The organism is Azospirillum terrae, from assembly GCF_053470425.1.
The window spans coordinates 923,956-947,712 of the sequence record NZ_JBPXMR010000001.1 but is presented as its reverse complement, the minus strand read 5'-3'; the positions used below and the strand labels follow the sequence as shown (position 1 = coordinate 947,712).

Sequence of the window (23,757 nt, the reverse complement as noted above, 5' to 3'; positions counted from 1 at the left end):
AGAGGGAAATCTAGGAGACCCCATGGACCCCATCCTGCTCGCCGTCCAGACGTTGAACGGGCTGCAACTCGGCGTGCTGCTGTTTCTGGTGGCCGCCGGGTTGACGCTCGTCTTCGGCATCATGGACTTCATCAATCTGGCGCATGGCGTGCAGTACATGGTGGGCGCCTATCTCGCCGCGACCTTCACCGCACTCACCGGCTCGTTCCTGCTCGGCGCCGCGCTGGCGCTGCCTGCGGCGGTGCTGGTCGGTGTGGTGCTGGAGCGCGTCGTGTTCCGCCATTTCTACGGCCGCGACCACCTCGATCAGGTGCTCGCCACCTTCGGCGTCATCTTCTTCCTGACCGAGCTGGTGCGGGTGATCTGGGGGCCGACGCCGCTGTCGTTCCCGGTGCCGACCTGGGCCAAGCATTCGGTCGAGCTGTTCGGCGGCGCCACCTACCCGGCCTATCGCCTGTTCATCATCGCCGGCGGGCTGGCGGTGGCGGCCGGGCTGTACGTCCTGGTGGCGCGCACGCGCTTCGGCATGCTGGTGCGCGCCGGGGCGAGCAACCCGCGCATGCTCCAGGCGCTGGGCACCGACATCAAGCGGCTGTTCCTGCTGGTCTTCGCGCTGGGCGCCATGCTCGCCGGCTTCGCCGGGCTGATGGCCGGGCCGATCCTGTCGGTCGAACCGAGCATGGGCGACAATTTGCTGATCCTCGCCTTCGTCGTCATCGTCATCGGCGGGTTGGGCTCCATCCAGGGGGCGTTCCTCGGCGCGCTGCTGGTCGGGCTGGTGGACACGCTCGGGCGCTCGTTCCTCACCGATGCGGTCAAGCTGGTGCTGCCGGCCTCGGCCGCGGTGGATGTCGGGCCGGCGCTGTCGTCCATGCTCATCTACGTGCTGATGGCGGTCGTGCTGATCGTCTCGCCCACCGGCCTGCTGCCCGCCAAGGGGGCCACGCGGTGACCTCACAAACCCTTGCTCCACCGCGCCAATTCCGTGTCCGCGGCGCGCTGCTGCCTCTGGTGCTGTTCGCGCTGCTGGCGGCCGTGCCGTTCGCGGCCGGTGCGCTCGGCCAGCCGTTCTACGTCAGCCTGTTCACCCGCATCATGATCTTCGCCATCGCCGCCCTGGCGCTCGACCTCGTGCTCGGCTACGGCGGCATGGTCAGCCTGGGGCACGCCGCGTACCTCGGCGTCGGCGCTTACGCGGTCGGCATCCTGTCGTTCCACGGCGTGGACAGCGGCTGGGTCCAGTGGCCGGCGGGGATCGCCGCCTCGGCGCTGGCGGCGCTGGTGGTCGGCGCGCTGTCGCTGCGCACGCGCGGCGTCTACTTCATCATGATCACGCTGGCCTTCGCGCAGATGCTCTACTACACGGCCAACGCGCTGAGCACCTACGGCGGCGATGACGGCATGACGCTGTGGGCGCGCAGCAGCTTCTCCGGTCTGGTCAAGCTGTCCGACGCGCGGACCTTCTACTGGATCGTCTTCGCCATCCTGGGCCTCAGTTACCTGATCCTGCGCCGCGTCGTGGCGTCCAAGTTCGGGCGGACGCTCCGCGGCTGCAAGGAGAACGAGCGGCGCATGGCGGCCATCGGCGTCAACCCCTACGCCTACAAGCTGGCGGCCTTCGCGCTGTCCGGCGCGCTGGCCGGGCTGGCCGGCGTGCTGCTCGCCAACCACACGGAGTTCGTCTCGCCGGCCTACATGAGCTGGGTGCGCTCGGGAGACCTGATCGTCATGGTCGTTCTGGGCGGGCTCGGCACGCTGCACGGCCCCATCGTCGGCGCAGTGCTGGTGCTGGTGCTGGAGGAGGCGCTGTCCAAGCTGACCCAGCATTGGTGGCTGATCTTCGGGCCGCTGCTGGTCCTGGTGGTCTGGCGGGCCAAGGGCGGCGTGGTGCGCCTGTTCGGGGGACGGCCATGAGCGCCCTCCTCACCGTCGAGCGCCTCGCCAAGAGCTTCGGCGCCCTTGCCGCCACCCGCGACCTGTCGCTGGAGGTGGAGGAGGGCGCCATCCACGCCATCATCGGTCCGAACGGCGCCGGCAAGACGACGCTGGTGGCACAACTCGCCGGTGAGCTGCGGCCGGACAGCGGCCGTGTCCGGTTCGACGGGCGCGACATCACGCGGCTGCCGGTGCACAAGCGCGTGCACCTCGGTCTGGCGCGGTCGTTCCAGATCTCCAGCACATTGCTGAGCTTTTCCCTGCTGGAGAACGTGGCGCTGGCGGTGCAGGCGCGGCGCGGCCACAGCTTCCGCTTCTGGGCCGATGCCTCGCGCGACGAGCGCATCAACGCCGAGGCGCTGGCGGTGTTGCAGAGTGTCGGCCTCGCCGACCGCCGCGACCGCTTGGCATCGGAGGTCAGCCACGGCGAGCGCCGCCTGCTGGAGATCGCCGCCGCCCTGGCGACCGGCCCGAAGATGCTGCTGCTCGACGAGCCCATGGCCGGCGTCGGCCCCGAGGAGGGCCAGCGCATGGTGGAGATGCTGCGCAGCCTCCGCGGCCGAGTGACCATCCTGCTGATCGAGCACGACATGGACGCGGTGTTCCGCCTCGCCGACCGCATCACCGTGCTGGTCTACGGCCGCCCCATCGCCACCGGCACCCCGGAAGAGATCCGCGCCGACGCCGCCGTTCGCGAAGCGTACCTCGGCGAGGAAGACGACGAACTGGTGGGGTGAGCGTTCGGTTCGCGCCGGTGAATGGAACAGAGTGGAACAGTTTGAAACAGTGTGCGGTATTATGGCGCAAACGCCACCACGACCAAGCTTCTTAGTTATATTGCCTTATTGGTGGGATAATTGAAATTTTTCGTCGAACAGGGCGCGATAATCATGTGGCCAGTTAGGTGTTAGGCTGACCGCTTAGGTAGAACCATGTCGGCCCCGCACTTAGCGCCATTGGGATCACTTCCGCCGTGCGTTCGAAGCTACCGGGAGGCCGGACTTCAAAATGCTCGTTGGAAAATTCCCTAGTGCACTGACTCATTCAGAAGGTGCAGGCAGCCTGTCGAGTTTGGCGAAGATGGTGTCGGCGGGCTTGGTCCATCAGGAGGATTGCTTCCCCCGCACCGGCCCGACGTCTGATTAAAGGAATTGCCCACCTCCACGTGTGACGATGACCACTGAGAGAGTGCTGACGGTGAGGCAGACCATGCCACTGGCTGACACGGTTCCTTCAGCCACAACCACTTGGCTTCGGCGGAAGATCCGGCGGACATCGATGCGATACGAGATGGCCTCGGGTGCGGGCGTCACCTCGCGAAGGAAGCGAACCTTCTCCATCCCCGTCGCCCGGCCCAGCCCCGAAAAGCCGAGAACTCCTCCAAACAACCCGGTCAGTTGCAGCAGCCCATCCAACATCAGGGTTCCCGGCAGAACGGGATCGCCGCGGAAGTGAGAGGCGAAGACCCACTCCATGCCTGCGGTGCCTTTCCGAGCCGTAGCAAAGCCCCTCCCGTGCCCGCCGCCGGTCAGCGAGAGACAGGGGATCTCGTCGAAGCCGAGCAGCGGTGGAGCGGGCAGCCGAGGCGCGTTCGGACCGAGCAGAGCTCCGTCGGCCGCCAGCAGCAATTCGGCAAGGCCGAAGCGCCGGCTGGCATCCCGCTGTCCGTCGAGGCCCAGCTCGTGAGCGCGGAGCGCGTTATCGGGCATGACGATCACCGCTCCTCATTCGCCATGAGCCCGTAGACGATGTTTCCGTTGGCGCCCGGGAACGTCTCTCGCCGGTAGGCGTCCGCATTGGGAACCGCCTCCATGATGTCCGCCAGTTCCTTCTCGCTACGGAAGATGAGCTCCCACCGCATGAAGCTCTCCATGTATCCCTGATCGAAGATGCGGGGGGCGAAGTTGCCGAACAGGAAGCAGCCCCCGGGGCGCAGCATCCCAGCAGCCGTCGCGGTGAGGCGCTTCGCCGCCTCGATCGGCAGGTAGTCGTACAGCCCCGACGCGTAGATCAGGTCGAAGGTCCCCAGTTCACCGGCTCCGACGATGAGCCGCCGGATTGAGGCGTTCACCGTTCGCACGAAGGGGAACGCGTGGGTGCGCCGAACGAACTCAAGGGTCTCGGCGTCCTGGTCGAGGCAGATCCATTCCCCGATCCGCCCGTCGGCAGCGGCGCGGGAGAGATGGATCTCGCGCAGGTGGCCGCCGGCGATCGCAAGAATGCGGGGAGCCTCTCGGCATTCGGCCGCCGCATCAATCAAACGCGCGACGATCTCCCGCCGCTCCCGGACGGCAGCGCAGGCCGGAGAGGAACTGGTGTAGGTATAGATAGCCTTTCCGCATCCCGTCAGAGCCTTCGCCTCCGAAGGCATGCATTCGCCGCCATAGATAAAATCTATCAGGTAGGCGTCGCCCGCGTAGCCTCGGGGCTTTTCGTAAGCGCGCCGCGTGAACGGATCGGAGTGGATGACCCCGGCGAGCGGATGCCTGAGCGCGTGACCGACGAAGTCCTGCCAAGCATCGTAGCCCATGCGGCTCCTGATGAGCCGAAGTCCGAGGACCAGCGTGTCCACCGCCACCTCGGCAGGCACCCCACGTTCGAGATAGGAATGGACTCGATCGAGGAGGACCAGTTCGGGGGCAGAACAGAACTCATCGGGAATCGCGGTAAGTGCTCCGTCCATCCAAATGCCTCCACGCCTTCCAAGCCCGCCATGATTTGGAGTACCGCCGCAGAGCAGATCGGCATGCCTTCGGACTGCCGATAGGGCTGCGGTGTCAGTCGCCGTCCCGCCGGTGCAGCGTCTTGTAGGCGGAGCACTCCGCCGACAGACGTGGCCGCCACAAAAAGCCAAATGAATGCCGAGGGTAGCGGTGGCCACAAGACAGGCCATCCTTCATGTTGATGACGCGGTGGAGGTGCAGCCCTTTGGATCTTCAGGCGAAAAAGGCGTGACGCGCCCCCCGCAACCACATCGAAAGCAGCACCCCATCAGCCGTAGGCTGTTCGGACCGGTTGACGGCCGTGGCGTGCATGTGGAACGTGCTTCGTATGCAGCCCTCTGCATGACGGAACTCGGTGAGCGTGCGCTGAGGGAAATAGCCCGCAGCCCACTCAGCGCATGCCAATGTCCACGAGGGACATCGCTTGACATGCTTCCGGACGAGCTACAGTCCCTCATCATTCTGTTCTACGAGGCGGCAGCCCGGCCGGAACTCTGGCAGGAGGCTCTGGTCCGGCTGGCCGACGCATTGGACGCCGACGAGGCCGTCCTTAACATCTGGGTCGGTAACACGCCGCTCCTGGTCCAGACCGCTGGTCGGCGCTACGGGGGTGACGGGCTGCGCGACTATCAAGCTCACTACGGCGCCCTCGACCCGTCGCGCCTTCATACGGAACGGGCCGCCGAGGGCGTGATCACCAACTGCGTCGACTACGTGCCGCAGGACGGCGTCGCGAAGTCGGAATATTACCAGGACTTCCTCATCCCGGTCGGCGGCCGGTGGGTGATGGGATCGAAGCTCTTCTCGGCGGACAGCGCCCTGGCAACCGTGGGCATTCACCGCGGCCTGCCCGACGAGGCATTCGCATCGGCGGACATGCGGCAGTTCGCGCTCATCGCCCCACACCTCCGCCAAGCCGCGGTGCTGCATGCCAAGCTCAATGCCCTCGAGACGCGGGCCGAGCGCGCGGAGGCAGCCTTGAACGCCACCCCAACGGGAGTGATCGTTGTGGACGGGGCGGGACGCATCTTGCGGACTAACGCGGCGGCGGAGATCTTGCTGAGGGCCGCCGATGGGGTGCGCGTCAGCGCGGGTCTGCTCGCGGCTGCTCAGCCGCGCGAGACGGACGTCCTTCGGCGCATGATCCGCGGGGCGGTCGCTGCCGTCTCGGGGCGAAGCAATTCAGAGAGCCCGCGCGGCATGACGTTGAGCCGGGCTGCGGGACGCAGGCCCCTGGTCATCCACGTGCTTTCACTGCCCGGCAGCGCGGCACAGCGATTCGCGCTTCTGGCGCCCGCTGCGATGGTAACGGTGACGGATCCGGAAGCCCAGCCGCGGCCGCGCGAAAGCATACTGCAGGAGGCATTCCGGCTCACGCCGGCGGAGGCACGGGTCGCTATCCGGCTTGCGGAGGGCATGGAGGCCAAGCAGATCGCAGTCGAACACGGCGTCAGCATAGCAACCGTGCGCACCCAGATCGCCGCTATCCTGAGCAAGACCAACACCTTGCGACAAACTGAACTCGTCAGCCTTCTGGTGCGCCTGGGAAGTGGGAGGTGAACGTCAGGTGGCATAACCGTCGGAGAGTTGGAAAACCGCGCAGTGCGCGGCAAATCTTTCTAATGGCGCACATCAGACGGAGCCGCGCCAGTATCCCACCCACGTCAGCGATTTCCCTCTCGACAGCGCCATCTCCACCAACTCCTCAAGCATGCTGCCGTTCTCTACCCGGCGCCGGTCTTCCCGGTAAGCCATCTCGGCCGCATAGGCATGGAGGTGCTTTCTGCTGAACCGATGGTACTGCCCGCGCGCGCCACGGCGCATGCGCGCGTGAAACGACTCGGCGACGTTGGTCGATGCGCCGTTTTCCGAATAGGCCCAGCCGTGATTGATGCGCATCGTGCGGTATCTGGCGTGCAGGGCATCGTAGGCTCTGTGCTCGTCGGCGTAGAGCGTGCTGCCGGGCAGGACGTGCGCGCTCGCCGCGGCGAGCACGACGTCGCTGCGCTCCGTCGCCACCACCTTCACGACTGTGGCGCCGTCGCGTTGCCGGAACGTGAGCACGCAGAGCTTCTGCCCCTTCCGCTTCAGCCGCTTGCCCTGTCTTCCGGCGTTCGGAGGACGGATGTGCCCCAGATAGTAGGCGCCATCGACCTCGACCTCGCCGCGGAGCCGCATGTTCGAGCGCGTGTCCTCGATGGCTTCGCGCAGTTTGTGCAGGAGGACGAACGCCGCCTTGTGAGAGATGCCCACGTCGCGCGCGACCTGCAGCGCGGAGATGCCTTTGTGCGCGTTGACGAACAGCGCGATCACCGCCAGGTAGTCGCGCAGCTCCAACTTGGCGGAGTGGAAGATCGTGCCGGACGTTTCGGAGAAGTTGCGCCGGCAGCGGGCGCACCGAAGCGCCCGCCGGGTGCGGAGTTCGTAGCAGCGCTCGGACGAGCAATGTGGGCATATCGGACTCCCGTCGCTGTCCGGCCACCGTCGCCTTCGGAATTCCGCGCGCGCCTCGTCCTCGGTCATGCGCATGACCTGCTTCACGGACAGGGTCCGGGCCTTCGCCGAAGCGAGGAAGTGCTGTCCTGGTGGTGCACGCCGGCGCGAGCATACCGATGCGCTGTCCGGCCACTCGCGTTGGAACCCCGATTCGAATGTCGCGGTGGGCAGCAACGAGTGTCCCAGGCTCTGAAAAGCCGACGAGAGATATCCAGCGATCGGGCCAAGAGCGCGGCTCAGCGCCGCGTCGAGGGGGTCGAGGGGAGACGCCATCACAGCAGATCCTCATCCTTGCCAAGGGCAAGCAAACGGTCGACGTCGTCGAGAGCGCCCATGCCGGACGCGTTCGCAACGATCTGGACACCCCCTCTGGAGAGCTTCACCCACCCCCTTCGATGAGCAACGTCGAGCGCCCTGACCACCGAAGGCCGCAGGAGATCGTGGCCGTTCTCGCGAGCCAGTTCGATCAGCTCGGACATGGCAAACCGCTTCTTCGGGTTCTCACGCAGGATGTCCAGAAGCGGGCGCAAGGTCATCTGGCGCTTGGGACGGTGTTCGTTGCGCGATTTGGGTGTCGCAGCCGTCGGCGCCATGGCATCGTTGAGGCCGGAAAGGCTCTCGAGCGCATCGGCCATGCCCCTCATGTACTGAATCCGTTCCCGGATCAGTGCTGCGCGCCGCTGCAGCGCGGCAGGGTCAATGCTCATGACCGCCTCCCTATCGGCCGCCGCACGGACTTTCCATCCAGGGGGATCGGCTCCTGATCGGGATGGATCAGCCCCTTCATGACCCGGCACACGGTCGTCTTGCAGACGTTGAGGCGGTTCGCGGTTTTTCGTTGGCTCAACCCTTCCGTTCCGATGGCGAAACGGATCTGTCCCGCTTGGTGTGGGGTGGTTGCGGGTCGTCGGGAAGACATGGGGCTCTCCGTTGCGAGGGCGCAATGAAGCGCCGCGCCGAAAGGCGCGCTTGACTCGGGCGGCGGACCGCGCGACCATGTCCTCGACTGTGAGGTCGCGAGATCCGCCTATGGCGGTTCCAAGCAAGCGGGGCTGGATGTGGCGCATCCGGCCCCTGCTGCTTTCAGGAGCATGCAATCAGCCCATTGGCGCCTCCATCTCCGGACGAGGAGATGCGTACACGGCCCGCCGTGCGGGCAGCGCATCTCGTCGGGCAACGATATCGCCGCAGCTTGGAGTATGGACCACCTCCCCGTACAGACAAAAAATCACGGGGCAAGTCGTGCCGGTGTAGGGAGCCCTTTCGTTCGCGCATTGGCGCGCTCGTGCTCTTTGCAGTATCTGTTTCGGTGTTTTTGGTCCACCGCCGCCGCTCTCAAGATGAGCCCCTGTACCCGACCAGATTCTGGAATCTGGTAAGTATCCACACAAGCCTCGTGCGTTTGGTCATCATGCGATCATGCGCGCTGATTGCGGGCGACTCGCGAAAACGGGCCAACCGAGGGCTGAAGCTCTCCTCCGCCCCCGGGACGCAAGGAGCGCATCTACGGCGCGACTGTGAACTTGTGTCGGGTTTGATGGCTGGCGAGGGCCGCCTTCGAGGTTATGCTACCACCTCTGAGAAGGGCCGGGCCCCTGACCGACGAGACACCGAAGCATTTACTCACGCCGATCATGCCCGGTGGCACTGGCACGATGGTCTATGTTTGATGACGGGCGTGCATCGGAAGGAAAGCTTTGCTTGCCCTGATTGAAAGGCCGCCGCCCCTTACCTTTCGCTCCCCCCTTGAAGCAGGGGAGGACCCAGCGACCAGCTTCAGCGAACTCAAAGCGCGCTCAATCATGCCTCCGGCAAAGGATCGTCCGGCTCGTAGCGAAACATCGCCGGCGGTGCGCCAGGCTTCGGGGGTTCGACCGGCGCATTCCGCAGAAACGTGAGCGGCCAGTTCCTCAGGGAGTCGTCGAGCGTCATATGATCCCAGCTCGTACCGGGCGCTGCCGGGATGATCCGGATGTGGTTTTCAGCCATTTCAGCCTCTACACAAGGGCAACGGGGCGCTTTGCGGTTCCTGGCCCACTGGCAAATGCAGTTCTCATTTGTCGGAGACATTCTCCGATGAAGACAGATCAGGCGAGTCCCGATCTGTCTTGCTGCCGGTCGGATTTGTCGCCAGGGCGCGGATGCGATTCTGGCAAAAGAGGGACGTGCCGGCTACGTGGATGCGATCCATGCGGTATCGAAAGCACCGGCGGCGATGTTGGAGAGCGTCACTTGGTCCTTGGCGCTGAAGACGATCACCGTGTCGCCCGCCGCGTTGGACGACAGCGTGTAGCCGATGCCGCTCAGCCGGATGCGGTCACCTTCGCCGGCATTGAAGTCGGTGATGGTGTCGCGTCCGCTGCCGGCGCCGAAGGCGAAGTGGTCGGCGCCGCCGCCGCCGGTCAGCCGGTCGTCGCCGACGTCGCCCGACAGCAGGTCGTCGCCGGCGTCGCCGAACAGCACGTCGTCATCGACGCCGCCGAACAGCGTGTCGGCGTCGCGCCCTCCGAACAGCGTGTCGGCGCCGGTGTTGCCGAGCAGCAGGTCTTCACCGGCGTTGCCGAGCAGCAGGTCACCGCCCTGGCCGCCGGCCAGCGTATCGGCGCCGTCGCCGCCGGCCAGCGTGTCGGCGCCGCCCAGGCCCTGCGCGTTGTCGGCGAAGGCGGTGAGCGTGGCGGCGTTGGCGGCGCCGTCGCCGACGATGAGCGGCGGCCCGGCGGGGTCGGCGGCGACGCCGAGATAGACGGAGGTCAGCCCGCCGCTCGTGCCGATGCCGATCACCCGATAGGCGCCCTCGAGCAGCTGCGCGTTGTGCGGCGCGCTGCCCTGCCAGCCGCGCAGCGCGGCGTCCGGGTCGGCGGTGCCGGCCAGCACCTCGTAACCGGTATCGGGGTAGCCGGTGAGCGCGCGCGCTGCCCCCCACTGGTCAAGCCCGGTGGAGGAGCCCCAGCCGTGCTCGAAGGCGCCGCGGTCCGCCAAGTCGAGCACATGGCGGTTCGCCGTGGTGCTCAATCCTTTCGACAGCTGCAGCTGGCCCAGGCCGTTCGCCACGCGATAGGCGTTGATCCGCTTGTAGAGGTCGAGTTCGGACAGGCTCAGTGAGTCGCCCGCATCGGCGGCAAAGACGTTGACGGTCATGGTGTCTCTCGCTTGATGAGCTTCATGGCGGCGGGGAAGCGGACCGAATTGCCGCCCGGTCCCTGCTGGATGCGGCGCGGGGGCTGTTCACGGCGCAAAGCCGATGCGGGTGTAACCTTTGCCGGAACCCCACCGCCAGAGCTCCTTGGACGTGAGCAGGAGGTCGCGGGGAGTGCCCGCCGGCTGGTCCTCCCGTCGATCATAGACCTTGATGCTGCCGGCAATGGCCCCGTTCACGAGCGGAGCCCACACGGCGCCTTCCTTGCGGAACACCCATGTCGAACACCCCGCGGAGCCGCAAGTGTCGTAGCTCTCGATCTGGGCAATCAGTTCTGGGCTGCCGACACCGTCGAGGTCGACATAGGCGGCCCCAACATGAATCGATTGCGAAGGGTCGATCTTCGCGATCTCCGCCTGCAGCAGCCGACGCGCCTCCATCACGGCCGGATCCCGGGCTCCGGTGGGCAGTGGAACAGGCGTCGTGCCGACCTCCGCGGCCGCGCCTTCAAGGCCGGCGAGCGAGGCAATGACAATGATGGCGATCAGGCGCAGCGTGTTGGGGTTTGTCGGGGGCAACCAGCCGGGCCGGATGGTGCGTGGAGGTCGCCTCACGCTTGATTCCTCATTGGAAGGGGGGCCGCGGGCATCGCTTGATGCGCGCAATTTCGCCGCGCATGTGGATTATATTCTACATTCCTGGGACCGACAAGCCAACACCGCAGCGCACTGCGCTGTGCTGTCCGCTACCGATGTGGACTATCGTCCGTGGTGCTATAGTCCACAACCGGGCTGTCTGCGTGCATGGACGTACGCAGGCTGGTTGGCCAAAACCTTCGCCGGCTCCGCAAGGCTGCCGGCCTTTCCCAGGAGGAGCTGGCCCACCGCGCACGCCTCGACCGCACCTATGTCAGTGGCGTCGAGCGCGGGATTCGGAACCCGACCGTGCTCGTGCTGCAGGACTTGGCCGGGGTGCTTGGGGCCAAGCCGGCGGATCTCCTCGACGATGCCGAGGAAGGTCAAGGCCCCTCTCCATCAGGCAAATAGGACGGAGGGGGGTGTGCATGCCCCTTTCAGGGCCGGAGTCACAGGTTGCCTACCCCTGCGGCGCGGCGGTTCCGTCGGGCGGGTCGATCCGCAGCGTCGTGCAGCCGATCGCCGTCAGCACCTGAAGCATGAACGTGGCGCTGAAGGTGCCACGACCAATCTTGTTGCTGACGTTCCGGCCGCTCTCCTCGATCCCGAAGGTCTTCAGCCGTTCCGCGACCTCCACGAACGTGAGGTTACGCCGGCTGATCTCAGCCTTGAGCACCCCCTTGGCCCACTCGTTCCACTGTTCCTCGTTCAACGACATGGCGGCGCTCCGCTTGTGATGATGATGCATCATAAACGATGACTTTTCCTCTCGACAAGGCGGCAAATATGGTGCATAATCCTCATATGTGATGCATATGAGGGTTCGGCGCCGTGCCCCAGCACTTCCTCCTCACCGCCGCCGCACGGAGCATTTCGCTCCGAAGCGTGCTGCGCATGGAGGACAAGGAGGCCTGGGACGTGTTCTGCCGCATCCGCTGGCACAGCACCGAAGGCAAGCCGATCTGCCCTCACTGCGGCTCGCTGACATCCTACGACGTGTCGCGCGGCACGCATCCCCGCTATCGCTGCAAGGACTGCCGCAAGGACTTCAGCCCGACGTCGGGCACGCTGTTCGCCTACCACAAGCAACCGATCACCGTGTACTTGGCCGCCATCGTCCTGTTCGTGAACGCGGTGAAGGGCATCAGCGCCTTGCAGATCGGCCGCGACCTCGATGTCTCCTACAAGACGGCGTTCGTGCTGGCGCACAAGCTGCGCGAGGCCATGGCGTCCGAGATGAAGGGCGTCGTCGTCGGCAGCGATGGTGGCGTGGTGGAGGTCGACGGCTGCCATGTCGGCGGCCACGTCCGCCCCGAGAACCACAAGGACGACCGGAAGGACCGCCGCCTGGCCGAGAACCAGACCGGCAAGCGCCGGGTGGTGGTGGCGATCCGCGAACGCAACGGCCGCACCCTGACGTCGGTGTTCCCCTCCGAAGACGCCTCGATCGCCTTCATCAAGGCCCGCATCGCCAAGGGGGCGACCGTTCACGCCGACGAGGCCGCGTGCTGGGACGACCTGCACGCCAAGTTCGCGATGAAGCGCATCAACCACGCGCAGGCCTACAGCGAGGACGGCGCCTGCACCAATCAGGCGGAGTCGTACTTCTCTCGCCTGCGGCGCGCCGAATGGGGCCAGCACCACCACATCAGCGGCACCTATCTGGCCCGCTACGCCGGCGAGATGGCGTGGCGCGAGGATCACCGCCGCCGGCCGAACGGCGAACAGTTCACCCTCATCGTCGCCCGCGCCGCCGGCATGGGGGCCTCGGTGGACTTCACTGGGTACTGGCAGCGGCACCGTGACCAGCGAGTCGGAAACTGAGCCCATGGCATATAACGACGACTCTTCCGGCGGCCTGCTCGACATCCGCAATGGGGCGCGGGTGGCCGGCTTCCTCGTGCTGATCGACGGAACGGGGCGGCGCTACGCCCTGCGCCTGAACGCGATCCTCGGTCTCCAGGATGTTGACGAGTGTGGTGACCAGACGCTCGTCACGATCACGGGCGGGCGCAGCTTCGTCGTGCCGAAGGGCCTGGATGAGGTGCTGGGCTGGCTGTCGGCCGGCGTTTCTCCGTCCGTATAGCGGTCGTGCCCAAACTTTGGCCGCATCCCATTGCGGGCCGTGTTCCGCTTGGACGGAGATTGGCTGATGGGGGCGCTCCTTCTCCCACGGTCCTATGTGCCTAGGGTCCAGCTCTTTTCCCTGTTCGCTCCCACCTCGCAGACGAACAGCTCGCATCGACTGAGCGTGTTGGAAGCCAGTGTCTTGCGGATGCGGCTGGCGGTTGGATAGTCGGCCGGATCAAGCCCCCGCTGCACCATGAGCCGCCGCGCGATCTCGATCGTGGTCAGCGGTTGGCCTGCTTCGCGAAGGATGTCCAGTACGGCCCGCTTCGCCTCGCCCGGCTTGCTCAGCCATGAGGTGCGGTACTTGGTGGTGGGGAGGGCTTCGGGATCCACGTCCTTGACCAGCAGGCGCAGCACGGCGTCCAAATGCACCAGATCAGCGCGGATCTGCGCGGCCCGATCCTCACAAGCTTTCATCTCTCCGGCCAGCTTGGAGCGAAGCCGCATGAGGGTGGAGACGGCGACGGGTTCGCCCATGGTATCCTCGGCGGCGGTGGGGGATGCCGACGAGTCTACCGGCCAAGTCCATGCTTAGCTATCTAAGTGCTGGTGGCGTTTGCGCCGTAATGCCGACAGTGTGCGGGGGGTGTTCCGTTCGGCACCCGCACCGGCAAGGCACAGTTCGGGTGCTTGAGGACTATGATCCTAGCGCAAGCCGGCGCGTTTGGCAAGGCGCGATGTACCCCTACGCCTACACGATCACCGCCGTCTCCGTCGCTCGCTGCAAATTCCGCAAATATTGGCTCCGCCCCGGCAGGTACTGGTTCGGCCACGCCTGCCCCTCGTCCCCCAGCGCCGCCGCCGCGTGCAGGGTCCAGTACGGGTCGCTCAGGTGCGGGCGGGCCAGAGCGCAGAGGTCGGCGCGGCCGGACGCCACGATGCTGTTCACGTGGTCGGGTTCGAAGATGTTGCCGACCGCCATGGTGGCGATGCCCGCCTCGTTGCGGATGCGGTCGGAGAACGGCGTCTGGAACATCCGGCCGTACACCGGCTGCGCCTGCGTCGAGGTCTGCCCGGCCGACACGTCGATGAGGTCGGCGCCGTGCCCGGCGAACGCGCGGGCGATGCGCACCGCCTCCCCGGAGTCCACTCCGCCCGGCACCCAGTCGGTGGCGGAGATGCGCACGGCCATCGGCCGATCCTCCGGCCACGCAGCGCGCATGGCGTCCCACACCTCCAGGGGGAAGCGCAAGCGGTTCTCCAGGCTGCCGCCGTATTCATCGTCGCGGCGATTGGTCAGCGGCGTGATGAAGCTCGACAGCAGGTAGCCGTGCGCGGCGTGCAGTTCGACCATGTCGAAGCCGGCCTCCACGGCCCACTCGGTGGCGCGGCGGAACTCGGCGATCACGCGGTCCATGTCGGCGCGGGTCATCGCGCGCGGGACTTGGTTCTGCGGGCTCCATGGCACCTGGGATGGACCCATTACCGGCCAGTTGCCGGCGTCCAGCGGCACGTCGTAGCCCTCCCAGCCCACCTTGGTGGAGCCCTTCGGCCCGCTGTGGCCGAGCTGAAGGCAGATCTTGGTCGGCGTGTACGTGTGGACGAAGTCAGTGATGCGCCTGTACGCCTGTACGTGCTCTGGCGCGTACATCCCGCAGCAGCCGGGGGAAATGCGGCCCTCGGCGGACACGCAGGTCATCTCGGTGTAGACCAGCCCGGCCCCCCCCTGCGCCCGCGATCCCAGGTGCACGAGGTGGAAGTCGTTGGGCGTGCCGTCCACCGCGCTGTACATCGCCATGGGCGACACCACGACGCGGTTGGGCAGTTCCAGCCCGCGCAGGCGGAACGGCGTGAACATCGGCGGCGCAGGCTCGGGGCGGCCGGAGCGCGCGGCGAACCAGCGCTCGACCCCTTCGACGTATGCCCGGTCACGCAGGCGCAAATTCTCGTGGCTGACGCGCTGGCTGCGGGTCAGCAGCGCGTAGGCGAACTGCTCCGGCTCCAGCCGGGCGTAGCGGTCGACGTTTTCGAACCACTCCATGGAGTTGCGCGCCGCTGATTGCAGCTTCAGCACCTCGACCTTGCGTTCCGCCTCGTAGGCCGCCAGCGCCCCCGGAATGTCATTGCCCGTCTGCTGGATCGTACGCGCCAGTGCGATGGCGTCCTCCAGCGCCAGCTTGGTGCCGGAGCCGATGGAAAAGTGCGCGGTGTGCGCGGCGTCGCCCATCAGGACGATGTTGTCCTTCACCCAGGTCTGGTTCGACACCCTCGGGAAGTTGATCCACGCCGAGCCGCGCAGGTGCCGCGCGTTGGTCATCAGCCGGTGGCCGTCCAGATATTTGGCAAACAACGTTTCGCATAACGCCACGCTGGTGTCCGCATCGGCATCCGCCAACCCGGCCCTGGCCCAGGTGTCCTCGTGCGTCTCGACGATGAAGGTCGAAAGATCGTTGTCGAAGCGGTAGGCGTGCACCTGGAACCAGCCCCATTCCGTCTCCTCGAACAGGAAGGTGAAGGCGTCGAAGATCCTGGTGGTGCCGAGCCAGATGAACCGGCACTTGCGCACGTCGATGTCCGGCCGGAAGTGATCGGCGTGCTGGGTGCGCACCTTGCTGTTGATGCCGTCGCTGGCGACGATCAGGTCGGCGTCCGGGAATTGCTGCGCCCCCTCCACCTCCGTCTCGAAGACCAGGGTGACGCCCAGTTCCGCCGCGCGATCCTGAAGGATGTTGAGGAAGCGCTTGCGCCCGATGCCGCAGAACCCGTGCCCGCCGGACGTGATGACCCGGCCCTTGAAATGAATGTCGATGTCGTCCCAGTGCGCGAGGCTGTCGATCAGCGTCCGCTTGGACGGCTCGTCGGCGCCCGCAAGGTTTTCCAGTGTCTGGTCGGAGAACACCACGCCCCAACCGAACGTGTCGTAGGGTCGGTTGCGCTCGATCACCGTGATGTCGTGCGCTGGGTTGGCCTTCTTCATCAGGATGGCGAAGTACAACCCCGCCGGCCCGCCGCCGATGCAGACGATCTTCATCGGAGCATCCCTCCCCAAGATGTTTATGTTTAAACTATCAGCGGGCCGGGTGTATGCCTAGTCGGCAAGAAGGAGAGGTAAGGACCGCACTTGCTCGTCCGGCCAAGTTGCTTTACGTTTAAAGCGTATCGGGGAGGGGCGCATGGAGCGGCAACTGACCGGCCGGCACGCGCTGGTGACCGGGGCTGGGCGCGGCATCGGCGCCGCCGTCGCGCGGGCGCTGGCCGCCGAGGGCGCGCGGCTTACCCTGCTCGGCCGCACGCGCGAACCGCTGGAATGTCTGGCCGCCGAACTCGGCGCGGCGTTGGTGCTGGCCGACGTCACCGACGACGCGGCCCTGGCGCGCGCCTTCATCGAGGCTGGCACCGAGGCCGGCCCCGTGGACATCCTGATCAACAACGCCGGCACGGCGGTGACGGCCCCCTTCGGCAAGACCGACCGTGCGCTGTGGGACTCCATGCTGGCGGTCAATCTCACGTCGGTGTTCGCGTGCTGCCGGCTGGCCTTGCCGGGCATGGTCGGGCGCGGCTGGGGCCGCATCGTCACCGTGGCGAGCACGGCCGGCCTGCGCGGCTACGCCTACTGCTCGGCCTACGCGGCGGCCAAGCACGGGGTGATCGGCCTGACCCGCACGCTGGCGCTGGAGACGGCGCGCCAGGGCGTCACCGTCAACGCCGTTTGCCCCGGCTTCACCGACACCGACATGACGGCGGCCTCGCTGGAGCGCATCCGCGCCAAGACCGGCCGCTCGCCCGACGAGGCATTGGCCGAGTTGACCCGAACCAACCCGCAGGGGCGTCTGGTGAGGCCGGAGGAGGTGGCGGACGCGGTGGCGTGGCTGTGCCGGCCAGCCGCGGCCTCGGTCACCGGCCAAGCCATCGCCGTGGCCGGCGGCGAAGTGATGTGACGATGGACGAGACGATGACCACCCCGACCGACTACGAAACCGCCACCGAACGCTGCAAGGCGGAACTGCGGCTGTGGCTGCGTCTGTTGTCCTGCACCAACCTGATCGAGACCGCGGTGCGCACCCGCCTGCGCGAGACGTTCGAGGTGACGCTGCCACAGTTCGACCTGCTCGCCGCCCTGGAGCGCGAGCCGGACGGGCTGACCATGGGCGCCCTGTCGCGCCGGCTGATGGTGTCGAACGGCAACGTGACGGGCGTCACCGAGCGCCTCGTCGCCGAAGGGCTGGTGGTGCGTGAGCCGTCGCCCTCCGACCGCCGCGCCTTCCTGGTCAAGCTGACGCCGGCAGGGCGGCGCGCCTTCCTCGCCATGGCGATGGTGCACGAGGGCTGGATCGCCGACTTCTTCGACGACCTGCCGGGCGAGGACATCGAGGCGTTGATGGGCTTGCTCGGCAAGGTCAAGCTCGCGGTCCACGCCAAGACCCGAAACGGGAGGGAGACATCATGACACCTCGGCACTTCCTCTGGACCGTTGAGGATCGCGTCGCCACGGTGACGCTGAACCGGCCGGAGAAGAAGAACCCGCTGACCTTCGAATCCTACGCCGAACTGCGCGACACCTTCCACGCGCTGCGCTTCGATGCAGACATTAAGGCGGTAGTCGTCGCCGGGGCCGGCGGCAACTTCTGCTCGGGCGGCGACGTGTTCGAGATCATCGGGCCATTGACCGACATGGCGATGCCCGAACTGCTGCGCTTCACCACCATGACCAGCGACCTCATCAAGGCCATGCGCGCCTGCCCGCAGCCCATCATCGCCGCGGTGGACGGCGTGTGCGCCGGGGCGGGGGCGATCATCGCCATGGCGTCCGACCTGCGGCTGGGCACGGCGCGGGCCAAGGTGGCCTTCCTGTTCACCCGCGTCGGCCTGGCCGGCTGCGACATGGGGGCGTGCGCGATCCTGCCGCGCATCATCGGGCAGGGGCGGGCGTCGGAGCTGCTGTACACCGGCCGCAGCATGCCCGGCGACGAGGCCGAGCGCTGGGGCTTCTTCAACCGCCTGTGCGAGCCGGACGCGGTGCTCTCCGAGGCAACCGCCCTGGCGCGCAGCCTCGCCGAGGGGCCGAGCGTCGCGCACGCCATGACCAAGCGCATGCTGCACCAGGAATGGAACATGGGCGTGGACGAGGCGATCACCGCCGAGGCGCAGGCGCAGGCCCTGTGCATGGCGACCAAGGATTTCCGCCGCGCGTATGAGGCGTTCGCGGCGAAGCGGAAGCCCGTGTTCGAGGGGAACTGATGCCCGACAAGACCTTCCTGTCCTGGCCGTTCTTCGACGACTCCCACCGCCGGCTTGCCGAGGATCTGGACGCCTGGGCCGCGCGCGACGTGGCCCCTCTCGCGCACGCCGGCGAGCACGATTTGGACGGCACCTGCCGCACCCTGGTGCGCCTGCTCGGCGAGGCCGGCTGGCTGCGCCACGCGGTGCCGGAGCTGGGCGGGCGGCTGGACGTGCGCACCCTCTGCCTGATCCGCGAGACGCTGGCGCGGCACGCCGGGCTGGCGGATTTCGCCTTTGCCATGCAGGGCCTGGGCACCGGGCCGATCACGCTGTTCGGCTCGGACGCACTCAAGGAAAGATACCTCTCTCCGGTGCGCGAGGGCCGGCACATCGCCGCCTTCGCCCTCTCCGAACCGGAGGCCGGATCGGACGTGGCGGCCACCGCCACTACGGCCACCCGCGAGGGTGACGCTTACGTTCTGGACGGCGTCAAGACCTGGATCTCCAACGGCGGCATCGCCGACCATTACATCGTCTTCGCCCGCACCGGCGAGGCGCCCGGTGCCAAGGGGCTATCCGCCTTCGTGGTGGACGCCGACACGCCCGGCCTGAGCATCGCCGAGCGCATCGAAGTGACCGCGCCGCACCCGCTGGCGACACTGCGTTTCGACGGCTGCCGGGTGCCGGCCGACCGGCTGCTCGGCCGGCCGGGGGAGGGGTTCAAGATCGCCATGGCGACGCTGGACGTCTTCCGCTCCACCGTCGGCGCCGCGGCTCTGGGCTTCGCCCGCCGGGCGCTGGACGAGGCTTGCGCACGCGCGTCCACCCGCACGCTGTTCGGCGGTCCGCTGGCGGATCTCCAGATGACGCAGGCCAGGCTGGCCGACATGGCGACGGAGGTGGACGCGGCGGCGCTGCTGGTCTACCGCGCGGCCTGGACCAAGGACCATGGTGCTGCGCGGGTGACGCGCGAGGCGGCCATGGCGAAGCTCTACGCCACCGAGGCGGCGCAACGCGTCATCGACGCCGCGGTGCAGATCTTCGGCGGCCTCGGCGTGACCAAGGGGCAGGCGGTCGAAGCGCTGTACCGCGAGATCCGCCCGCTGCGCATCTACGAGGGCGCGTCGGAGGTGCAGAAGATCGTCATCGCCCGCCAAGTGCTGGCCGACCACGCGGGAGAGCGGCATGGCTGACGGCTCCGTCCACACCATCCTCCAGCCGCCGTCCTGGCCCGCGCCGAGGGGCTATTCCAACGGCATCGCCGCCACCGGCCGCACGGTGTTCGTCGGAGGCCAGATCGGCTGGGACGAAACCGGCCGCTTCGCCGCCACCGACCTCGTCGGGCAGGTGCGGCAAGCGCTGGTGAACATCGTCGCCGTGCTGGCCGAGGCCGGCGCCGGGCCGGAGCACATCACGCGGCTGACATGGTACGTGACGGACATGGACGCCTACCGCGCCGCGCAACGCGAGTTGGGCGCGGCCTACCGGGCCGTCATGGGCCGCAGCTTCCCGGCCATGGCGCTGGTGCAGGTGGTGTCGCTGGTCGAGCGCGAGGCGCTGGTGGAAATCGAGGCGACGGCGGTCGTCCCTTAGGCACCCTTGCCTTTTGGCGTTCTTGACAACGATACCAACTCGCAACACCATTATGGCAATCCGGTACCAAAATCATAATTTAAGCCGGATCGCACCCCTGGGGAGGGAGGCCATGGAGATAAGCGCGCCGATCGATTTCCGCACGCACCCGGACCGCTACCGGCACTGGCGCCTGAGCGTCGATGGTGCCGTCGCCACGCTGACGCTGGATGTCGCCGAGGATGGCGGGCTGGTGCCGGGCTACCAGTTGAAGCTCAACTCCTACGACCTCGGCGTCGACATCGAGCTGTACGACGCCGTGCAACGCCTGCGCTTCGAGCACCCGCAGGTGCGCGCCGTGGTGGTCGCCTCGGGCAAGGAGCGGGTGTTCTGCGCCGGGGCCAACATCCCGATGCTGGCGCAGTCCTCGCATCACCACAAGGTCAACTTCTGCAAGTTCACCAACGAGACCCGCAACACCATCGAAGAATCCGGCGCCAAGGCCGGCCAGACCTGGATTTGCGCGGTCAACGGCACGGCGGCCGGCGGCGGCTATGAGCTGGCGCTGGCGACGGATTGGATCGTCATGGCCGATGATTCCTCCACCGCGGTGTCGCTGCCCGAGGTGCCGCTGCTGGCGGTGCTGCCCGGCACCGGCGGGCTGACGCGGCTGGTGGACAAGCGCAAGGTGCGCCGCGACCACGCCGACGTGTTCTGCACGCTGGAGGAGGGCATCCGCGGCCGCCGCGCCGTCGAGTGGCGGCTGGTGGACGAGGTGGTCCCGCGCTCCAAACTGATGGAGGCCGCCCAGGCGCGTGCCCAGGAATTTGCCGAACGGTCCGGCCGCACCGGCACCGGCATCGCGCTGCCGGCCATCGAGCGCCGCACCGGGGGCGACCGCATCGACTACACGCACGTCTCCGCGACGCTGGACCGCTCCGCCGGCACGGTCACCATCACCGTGCGGGCGCCGACGACGACGCCGAAGCCGGAAGACGGCGCCGCGTTCTGGCCGCTCGCTATGGCGCGGGAGTTGGATGACCTGATCCTGCACCTGCGCTTCAACGAGACGACGCTCGGCACGTGGCTGCTGAAGACGGAGGGCGACGCCGCCCTGGTCGAGGCCGCCGACGCGGCGTTGCTCGCCGACCCCACGGACTGGTTCCTGCGGGAAACCACGCTGTATCTCGCCCGCGTGCTCAAGCGCCTGGACGTGACGGCGCGCAGCCTGTTCGCGGTGATCGACGCCGGTTCCTGCTTCACCGGCACGCTGCTGGAGTTGGCGCTGGCGTCCGACCGCAGCTACATGCTGGACGGTGGCGACGACGCGCCGGTCCTCCGCCTGACGGCCATGAATTTCGGCCCGTTGCCGATGCCCAACGGCTTGACGCGCCTGCAAAGCCGCTTCCTCGCCACGCCGGACCACGCCGAGGCTTTGCAAAAGCTCATCGGCGAAGACCTCGACGGCGACGATGCGCTGGACCAGGGTCTCGTCACCTTCGCCCCCGACGACATCGACTGGGACGACGAGATCCGCGTCGCGGTCGAGGAGCGCTCCGGCTTCTCCCCCGACGCGCTGACGGGCATGGAGGCGAGCCTGCGCTTCGCCGGCCCGGAGACCATCGAGAGCAAGATCTTCGCCCGCCTGTCCGCGTGGCAGAACTGGATCTTCCAGCGCCCGAACGCGGTCGGCGAAGCCGGTGCCCTGAAACTCTACGGAACCGGCCGCCGCGCCGCGTTCGACAAGGTGAGGGTGTGACCATGACCACCGCCATCGACTACGTCAGCCGCATCCCCAACAACGTCAACCTTGCCGACGACAAGCGCCTGCAACGCGCGCTGGAGCAGTGGCAACCGGGCTTCCTGCGCTGGTGGCAGGACCTCGGTCCGGTGGGCACCGGCGATCTGGACGTCTATCTGCGCACCGCGGTCGGCGTCGATGCCGGCGGCTGGGCGCACTGGGGCTACGTCAAGATGCCCGAGTACCGCTGGGGAATCTTCCTTTCCCCGCAGGAGCAGGACCGCCGCATCGCCTTCGGCGTCCACAAGGGCGAGCCGGCGTGGCAGCAGGTCCCCGGCGAGCACCGCGCGACGCTGCGCCGCCTGATCGTCACCCAGGGCGACACCGAGCCGGCCTCGGTCGAGCAGCAGCGCATTCTCGGCCAGACCTGCCCGTCGCTGTACGATTTGCGCAACCTGTTCCAGGTCAACGTGGAGGAGGGGCGGCACCTGTGGGCGATGGTCTACCTGCTGCACGCCTATTTCGGCCGCGACGGCCGCGAGGAGGCCGAGGCGATGCTGGAGCGCCATTCCGGCGACCCGGACAAGCCGCGCCTGCTCGGCGCCTTCAACGAGCGCACGCCGGATTGGCTGTCGTTCTTCATGTTCACCTTCTTCACCGACCGCGACGGCAAGTACCAGCTCGCCTCCCTGGCCGAGAGCGGGTTCGATCCGCTGGCGCGCTCCTGCCGGTTCATGCTGACCGAGGAAGCGCACCACATGTTCGTCGGCGAGACCGGCGTCGGCCGCATCATCCAGCGCGCCTGTGAGATCATGCGCGAGCACCGCACCGACGACGTGCGCCGCTTCGGCGGCATCGATCTGCCCACCTTGCAGAAGTACCTGAACTTCCACTTCACCGTGTCGCTGGACCTGTTCGGGCAGGAGCTGTCCACCAACGCCGCCAATTACTACACGCTGGGTCTGAAGGGCCGGTACAACGAGGAGAAGATCGACGACGACCACGTTCTGGCCGACGCCGCCTACAGCGTCACCACGGCCGAGGACGGCCGCATCGTCACCCGCAACGCGGCGGCGCTGACCGCGCTCAACGAGCGGTTGCGCGACGACTACATCCGGGATTGCCAGCGCGGCGTCGACCGCTGGAACAAGGTGATCGAGGCGCATGGCATCGACGTCCGGCTGACGCTGCCGCACCGCGCCTTCCACCGCGCCATCGGCAGCCTGTCGGGGCTGCACGTCGATCCGCAGGGCAGGGCGGTGTCGGCCGAGGAATGGCAGCGCCGGCAGTTCGAGTGGCTGCCCTCACCGGAGGATCAGGCGTATGTCGGCTCACTGATGGTGGCGGTCACCGAACCGGGCAAGTTCGCCAACTGGATCGCCCCGCCGGCCAAGGGCATCGACAACCGCCCGTTGGATTTCGAGTACGTGCGGCGGGGCGCGCACTGAGTCACCCCGCGGGCGCCGCACCCCACACCGCCTCCAGGCGCTTATCGCGCCCGCAGGAATAGCGGTAGTAGTGATAGCGGATGGGGTTCTTCTGGTAATAGTCCTGGTGGTAGTCCTCGGCCGGGTAGAAGGTCGTCGCCGGCACGATCTCCGTGGCGATCTTCTGCTTGAGGCGGGCGGCCACCTCTTCCTTGGATTGTTCGGCCAAGCGCTTTTCCTCGTCGTTGCCGACGAAGATGGCCGAGCGATACTGGTTGCCGCGGTCGCAGAACTGGCCCCCGGCGTCCACCGGGTCGATGTTGTGCCAGAACACCTCCAACAGCTTCGCGTAACTGACCTTGGCTGGATCGTAGCGCACCTGCACCGCCTCGGCGTGCCCGGTGCGGCCGGCGGAAACCTGCTGGTAGGTCGGGTTGGCGACGCTGCCGCCGGTATAGCCGGACGTGGTCGAGGCCACGCCGTCCAGCTTGTCGAACGGCGGCTCCATGCACCAGAAGCAGCCGCCGGCGAACACCGCGGTCGCCAGTCCGGGCTTTTCCTTGGGCATGTCCTGCGCCGACCCCGGCCGCATCGTCCCGAACACCGCGGCGAGCAGCGCCGCCCCCAGCAGTCCCGTCCACGCCGTGCGAGCCATGGCATCCTCCCTTGGTCGTTCCTGAGCAAGGATATAGCGGATCTCATCCGTCCCGCGGCGTCACACCGGATCACAAGCGCGCGAGGGGGCCGCGACCTGGCTCATTGGGTTACCCCCTTTGCATTTTCGCGGCCGGGTGGGATCGGG

At 67.2% G+C, this 23,757-nt stretch carries 25 protein-coding genes; 14 read left to right on the top strand and 11 right to left on the bottom strand.

Annotated features, from left to right (window positions below; all coding sequences use genetic code 11):
* The first annotated feature begins 22 nt into the window (after window positions 1–22).
* From ACSVDD_RS04490 to ACSVDD_RS04480, 3 genes are read left to right on the top strand one after another with little or no spacing between them, the layout of a single operon-like run.
* The gene (locus ACSVDD_RS04490) at window positions 23–952 is read left to right on the top strand and encodes a branched-chain amino acid ABC transporter permease (protein WP_448188084.1); all 930 of its coding nucleotides are present in this window, start codon (window positions 23–25) and stop codon (window positions 950–952) included.
* Entirely contained in the window at window positions 949–1,914 is a 966-nt protein-coding gene (locus ACSVDD_RS04485) for a branched-chain amino acid ABC transporter permease (RefSeq protein ID WP_448188083.1), read from the top strand. The genes ACSVDD_RS04490 and ACSVDD_RS04485 overlap by 4 nt, the downstream gene beginning before the upstream one ends.
* Window positions 1,911–2,672: an ABC transporter ATP-binding protein gene (locus ACSVDD_RS04480; RefSeq protein WP_448188082.1), complete on the top strand. Its 762-nt coding sequence runs from the start codon at window positions 1,911–1,913 to the stop codon at window positions 2,670–2,672. The genes ACSVDD_RS04485 and ACSVDD_RS04480 overlap by 4 nt, the downstream gene beginning before the upstream one ends.
* 405 nt (window positions 2,673–3,077) lie before the next feature.
* On the opposite strand, the gene fabA is transcribed toward ACSVDD_RS04480, so the two are convergent.
* Window positions 3,078–3,644, bottom strand: a complete 567-nt coding sequence (fabA, locus tag ACSVDD_RS04475; RefSeq protein WP_448188081.1) for a bifunctional 3-hydroxydecanoyl-ACP dehydratase/trans-2-decenoyl-ACP isomerase — start codon at window positions 3,642–3,644, stop codon at window positions 3,078–3,080.
* A gap of 5 nt (window positions 3,645–3,649) precedes the next feature.
* Entirely contained in the window at window positions 3,650–4,618 is a 969-nt protein-coding gene (locus tag ACSVDD_RS04470; protein WP_448188080.1) for a class I SAM-dependent methyltransferase, read from the bottom strand.
* A gap of 469 nt (window positions 4,619–5,087) precedes the next feature.
* Here ACSVDD_RS04470 and ACSVDD_RS04465 point away from each other — a divergent pair, with 469 nt between their 5' ends.
* Window positions 5,088–6,218 carry a LuxR C-terminal-related transcriptional regulator gene (locus ACSVDD_RS04465; RefSeq protein WP_448188079.1) on the top strand — a complete coding sequence of 377 codons (1,131 nt, stop codon included), beginning with the start codon at window positions 5,088–5,090 and terminating at the stop codon, window positions 6,216–6,218.
* A gap of 72 nt (window positions 6,219–6,290) precedes the next feature.
* Here ACSVDD_RS04465 and ACSVDD_RS04460 read toward each other — a convergent pair whose 3' ends face one another.
* From ACSVDD_RS04460 to ACSVDD_RS04440, 5 genes are all read right to left on the bottom strand, one after another.
* On the bottom strand, window positions 6,291–7,181 hold the full coding sequence (locus ACSVDD_RS04460) for an IS1595 family transposase (RefSeq protein WP_448188078.1): 891 nt from the start codon (window positions 7,179–7,181) through the stop codon (window positions 6,291–6,293).
* Between the two features lie 245 nt (window positions 7,182–7,426).
* Entirely contained in the window at window positions 7,427–7,861 is a 435-nt protein-coding gene (locus ACSVDD_RS04455) for a hypothetical protein (protein ID WP_448188077.1), read from the bottom strand.
* Window positions 7,862–8,954: 1,093 nt separating this feature from the next.
* A complete protein-coding gene (locus ACSVDD_RS04450) occupies window positions 8,955–9,143 on the bottom strand; it encodes a hypothetical protein (protein WP_448188076.1) in 189 nt (62 codons plus the stop codon).
* Window positions 9,144–9,326: 183 nt separating this feature from the next.
* Window positions 9,327–10,292, bottom strand: coding sequence for a CAP domain-containing protein (locus tag ACSVDD_RS04445; RefSeq protein WP_448188075.1), 966 nt, complete (start codon window positions 10,290–10,292; stop codon window positions 9,327–9,329).
* A gap of 87 nt (window positions 10,293–10,379) precedes the next feature.
* Window positions 10,380–10,904, bottom strand: coding sequence for a hypothetical protein (locus ACSVDD_RS04440; RefSeq protein WP_448188074.1), 525 nt, complete (start codon window positions 10,902–10,904; stop codon window positions 10,380–10,382).
* Between the two features lie 189 nt (window positions 10,905–11,093).
* Between ACSVDD_RS04440 and ACSVDD_RS04435 the strand changes: the two genes are divergently transcribed.
* The gene (locus ACSVDD_RS04435; RefSeq protein WP_448188073.1) at window positions 11,094–11,336 is read left to right on the top strand and encodes a helix-turn-helix domain-containing protein; all 243 of its coding nucleotides are present in this window, start codon (window positions 11,094–11,096) and stop codon (window positions 11,334–11,336) included.
* 49 nt (window positions 11,337–11,385) lie between these two features.
* Here ACSVDD_RS04435 and ACSVDD_RS04430 read toward each other — a convergent pair whose 3' ends face one another.
* Window positions 11,386–11,643 carry a DUF6471 domain-containing protein gene (locus ACSVDD_RS04430; RefSeq protein WP_448188072.1) on the bottom strand — a complete coding sequence of 86 codons (258 nt, stop codon included), beginning with the start codon at window positions 11,641–11,643 and terminating at the stop codon, window positions 11,386–11,388.
* 113 nt (window positions 11,644–11,756) lie between these two features.
* Here ACSVDD_RS04430 and ACSVDD_RS04425 point away from each other — a divergent pair, with 113 nt between their 5' ends.
* Window positions 11,757–12,749, top strand: coding sequence for an IS1595 family transposase (locus tag ACSVDD_RS04425; protein WP_448188071.1), 993 nt, complete (start codon window positions 11,757–11,759; stop codon window positions 12,747–12,749).
* A 4-nt stretch (window positions 12,750–12,753) separates the two neighbouring features.
* Window positions 12,754–13,011 carry a hypothetical protein gene (locus tag ACSVDD_RS04420; protein WP_448188070.1) on the top strand — a complete coding sequence of 86 codons (258 nt, stop codon included), beginning with the start codon at window positions 12,754–12,756 and terminating at the stop codon, window positions 13,009–13,011.
* Between the two features lie 92 nt (window positions 13,012–13,103).
* Here the strand turns inward: ACSVDD_RS04420 and ACSVDD_RS04415 are convergent, their stop codons facing one another.
* Together ACSVDD_RS04415 and ACSVDD_RS04410 are read right to left on the bottom strand one after the other, a co-directional pair.
* Window positions 13,104–13,532 carry a hypothetical protein gene (locus tag ACSVDD_RS04415; protein WP_448188069.1) on the bottom strand — a complete coding sequence of 143 codons (429 nt, stop codon included), beginning with the start codon at window positions 13,530–13,532 and terminating at the stop codon, window positions 13,104–13,106.
* A gap of 214 nt (window positions 13,533–13,746) precedes the next feature.
* Complete coding sequence (locus tag ACSVDD_RS04410) at window positions 13,747–16,026, bottom strand: bifunctional salicylyl-CoA 5-hydroxylase/oxidoreductase (protein ID WP_448188068.1); 2,280 nt, start codon at window positions 16,024–16,026, stop codon at window positions 13,747–13,749.
* A gap of 142 nt (window positions 16,027–16,168) precedes the next feature.
* Between ACSVDD_RS04410 and ACSVDD_RS04405 the strand changes: the two genes are divergently transcribed.
* The 7 genes from ACSVDD_RS04405 to boxB all read left to right on the top strand — a co-directional run bounded on the left by ACSVDD_RS04405 (window position 16,169) and on the right by boxB (window position 22,976).
* A complete protein-coding gene (locus ACSVDD_RS04405; RefSeq protein WP_448188067.1) occupies window positions 16,169–16,933 on the top strand; it encodes an SDR family NAD(P)-dependent oxidoreductase in 765 nt (254 codons plus the stop codon).
* Window positions 16,934–16,935: 2 nt separating this feature from the next.
* Window positions 16,936–17,442 (top strand): MarR family winged helix-turn-helix transcriptional regulator, encoded by a 507-nt coding sequence (locus tag ACSVDD_RS04400; RefSeq protein ID WP_448188066.1) that lies wholly within the window; start codon window positions 16,936–16,938, stop codon window positions 17,440–17,442.
* On the top strand, window positions 17,439–18,233 hold the full coding sequence (locus tag ACSVDD_RS04395; protein ID WP_448188065.1) for an enoyl-CoA hydratase family protein: 795 nt from the start codon (window positions 17,439–17,441) through the stop codon (window positions 18,231–18,233). The genes ACSVDD_RS04400 and ACSVDD_RS04395 overlap by 4 nt, the downstream gene beginning before the upstream one ends.
* The gene (locus tag ACSVDD_RS04390) at window positions 18,233–19,408 is read left to right on the top strand and encodes an acyl-CoA dehydrogenase family protein (RefSeq protein WP_448188064.1); all 1,176 of its coding nucleotides are present in this window, start codon (window positions 18,233–18,235) and stop codon (window positions 19,406–19,408) included. The genes ACSVDD_RS04395 and ACSVDD_RS04390 overlap by 1 nt, the downstream gene beginning before the upstream one ends.
* Window positions 19,401–19,808: a RidA family protein gene (locus ACSVDD_RS04385; RefSeq protein ID WP_448188063.1), complete on the top strand. Its 408-nt coding sequence runs from the start codon at window positions 19,401–19,403 to the stop codon at window positions 19,806–19,808. The genes ACSVDD_RS04390 and ACSVDD_RS04385 overlap by 8 nt, the downstream gene beginning before the upstream one ends.
* A gap of 112 nt (window positions 19,809–19,920) precedes the next feature.
* Window positions 19,921–21,546 carry a 2,3-epoxybenzoyl-CoA dihydrolase gene (boxC, locus tag ACSVDD_RS04380; protein ID WP_448188062.1) on the top strand — a complete coding sequence of 542 codons (1,626 nt, stop codon included), beginning with the start codon at window positions 19,921–19,923 and terminating at the stop codon, window positions 21,544–21,546.
* Between the two features lie 2 nt (window positions 21,547–21,548).
* The gene (gene boxB / locus ACSVDD_RS04375) at window positions 21,549–22,976 is read left to right on the top strand and encodes a benzoyl-CoA 2,3-epoxidase subunit BoxB (protein WP_448188061.1); all 1,428 of its coding nucleotides are present in this window, start codon (window positions 21,549–21,551) and stop codon (window positions 22,974–22,976) included.
* A 1-nt stretch (window position 22,977) separates the two neighbouring features.
* On the opposite strand, the gene msrA is transcribed toward boxB, so the two are convergent.
* Window positions 22,978–23,610, bottom strand: coding sequence for a peptide-methionine (S)-S-oxide reductase MsrA (msrA, locus tag ACSVDD_RS04370; protein WP_448188060.1), 633 nt, complete (start codon window positions 23,608–23,610; stop codon window positions 22,978–22,980).
* Window positions 23,611–23,757: the final 147 nt, after the last annotated feature.

Bases quoted from the DNA above. Each gene is read 5' to 3' on its own strand.
- ACSVDD_RS04410 (WP_448188068.1), bottom strand. From the start codon at position 16,026: ATGAAGATCGTCTGCATCGGCGGCGGGCCGGCGGGGTTGTACTTCGCC.
- ACSVDD_RS04395 (WP_448188065.1), top strand. From the start codon at position 17,439: ATGACACCTCGGCACTTCCTCTGGACCGTTGAGGATCGCGTCGCCACG.
- ACSVDD_RS04430 (WP_448188072.1), bottom strand. From the start codon at position 11,643: ATGTCGTTGAACGAGGAACAGTGGAACGAGTGGGCCAAGGGGGTGCTC.
- ACSVDD_RS04415 (WP_448188069.1), bottom strand. From the start codon at position 13,532: ATGGGCGAACCCGTCGCCGTCTCCACCCTCATGCGGCTTCGCTCCAAG.
- boxC (WP_448188062.1), top strand. From the start codon at position 19,921: ATGGAGATAAGCGCGCCGATCGATTTCCGCACGCACCCGGACCGCTAC.
- ACSVDD_RS04445 (WP_448188075.1), bottom strand. From the start codon at position 10,292: ATGACCGTCAACGTCTTTGCCGCCGATGCGGGCGACTCACTGAGCCTG.
- ACSVDD_RS04455 (WP_448188077.1), bottom strand. From the start codon at position 7,861: ATGAGCATTGACCCTGCCGCGCTGCAGCGGCGCGCAGCACTGATCCGG.
- ACSVDD_RS04420 (WP_448188070.1), top strand. From the start codon at position 12,754: ATGGCATATAACGACGACTCTTCCGGCGGCCTGCTCGACATCCGCAAT.
- fabA (WP_448188081.1), bottom strand. From the start codon at position 3,644: ATGCCCGATAACGCGCTCCGCGCTCACGAGCTGGGCCTCGACGGACAG.
- ACSVDD_RS04390 (WP_448188064.1), top strand. From the start codon at position 18,233: ATGCCCGACAAGACCTTCCTGTCCTGGCCGTTCTTCGACGACTCCCAC.
- msrA (WP_448188060.1), bottom strand. From the start codon at position 23,610: ATGGCTCGCACGGCGTGGACGGGACTGCTGGGGGCGGCGCTGCTCGCC.
- boxB (WP_448188061.1), top strand. From the start codon at position 21,549: ATGACCACCGCCATCGACTACGTCAGCCGCATCCCCAACAACGTCAAC.
- ACSVDD_RS04480 (WP_448188082.1), top strand. From the start codon at position 1,911: ATGAGCGCCCTCCTCACCGTCGAGCGCCTCGCCAAGAGCTTCGGCGCC.
- ACSVDD_RS04400 (WP_448188066.1), top strand. From the start codon at position 16,936: ATGGACGAGACGATGACCACCCCGACCGACTACGAAACCGCCACCGAA.
- ACSVDD_RS04450 (WP_448188076.1), bottom strand. From the start codon at position 9,143: ATGGCTGAAAACCACATCCGGATCATCCCGGCAGCGCCCGGTACGAGC.
- ACSVDD_RS04460 (WP_448188078.1), bottom strand. From the start codon at position 7,181: ATGACCGAGGACGAGGCGCGCGCGGAATTCCGAAGGCGACGGTGGCCG.
- ACSVDD_RS04435 (WP_448188073.1), top strand. From the start codon at position 11,094: ATGGACGTACGCAGGCTGGTTGGCCAAAACCTTCGCCGGCTCCGCAAG.
- ACSVDD_RS04470 (WP_448188080.1), bottom strand. From the start codon at position 4,618: ATGGACGGAGCACTTACCGCGATTCCCGATGAGTTCTGTTCTGCCCCC.
- ACSVDD_RS04465 (WP_448188079.1), top strand. From the start codon at position 5,088: ATGCTTCCGGACGAGCTACAGTCCCTCATCATTCTGTTCTACGAGGCG.
- ACSVDD_RS04490 (WP_448188084.1), top strand. From the start codon at position 23: ATGGACCCCATCCTGCTCGCCGTCCAGACGTTGAACGGGCTGCAACTC.
- ACSVDD_RS04385 (WP_448188063.1), top strand. From the start codon at position 19,401: ATGGCTGACGGCTCCGTCCACACCATCCTCCAGCCGCCGTCCTGGCCC.
- ACSVDD_RS04405 (WP_448188067.1), top strand. From the start codon at position 16,169: ATGGAGCGGCAACTGACCGGCCGGCACGCGCTGGTGACCGGGGCTGGG.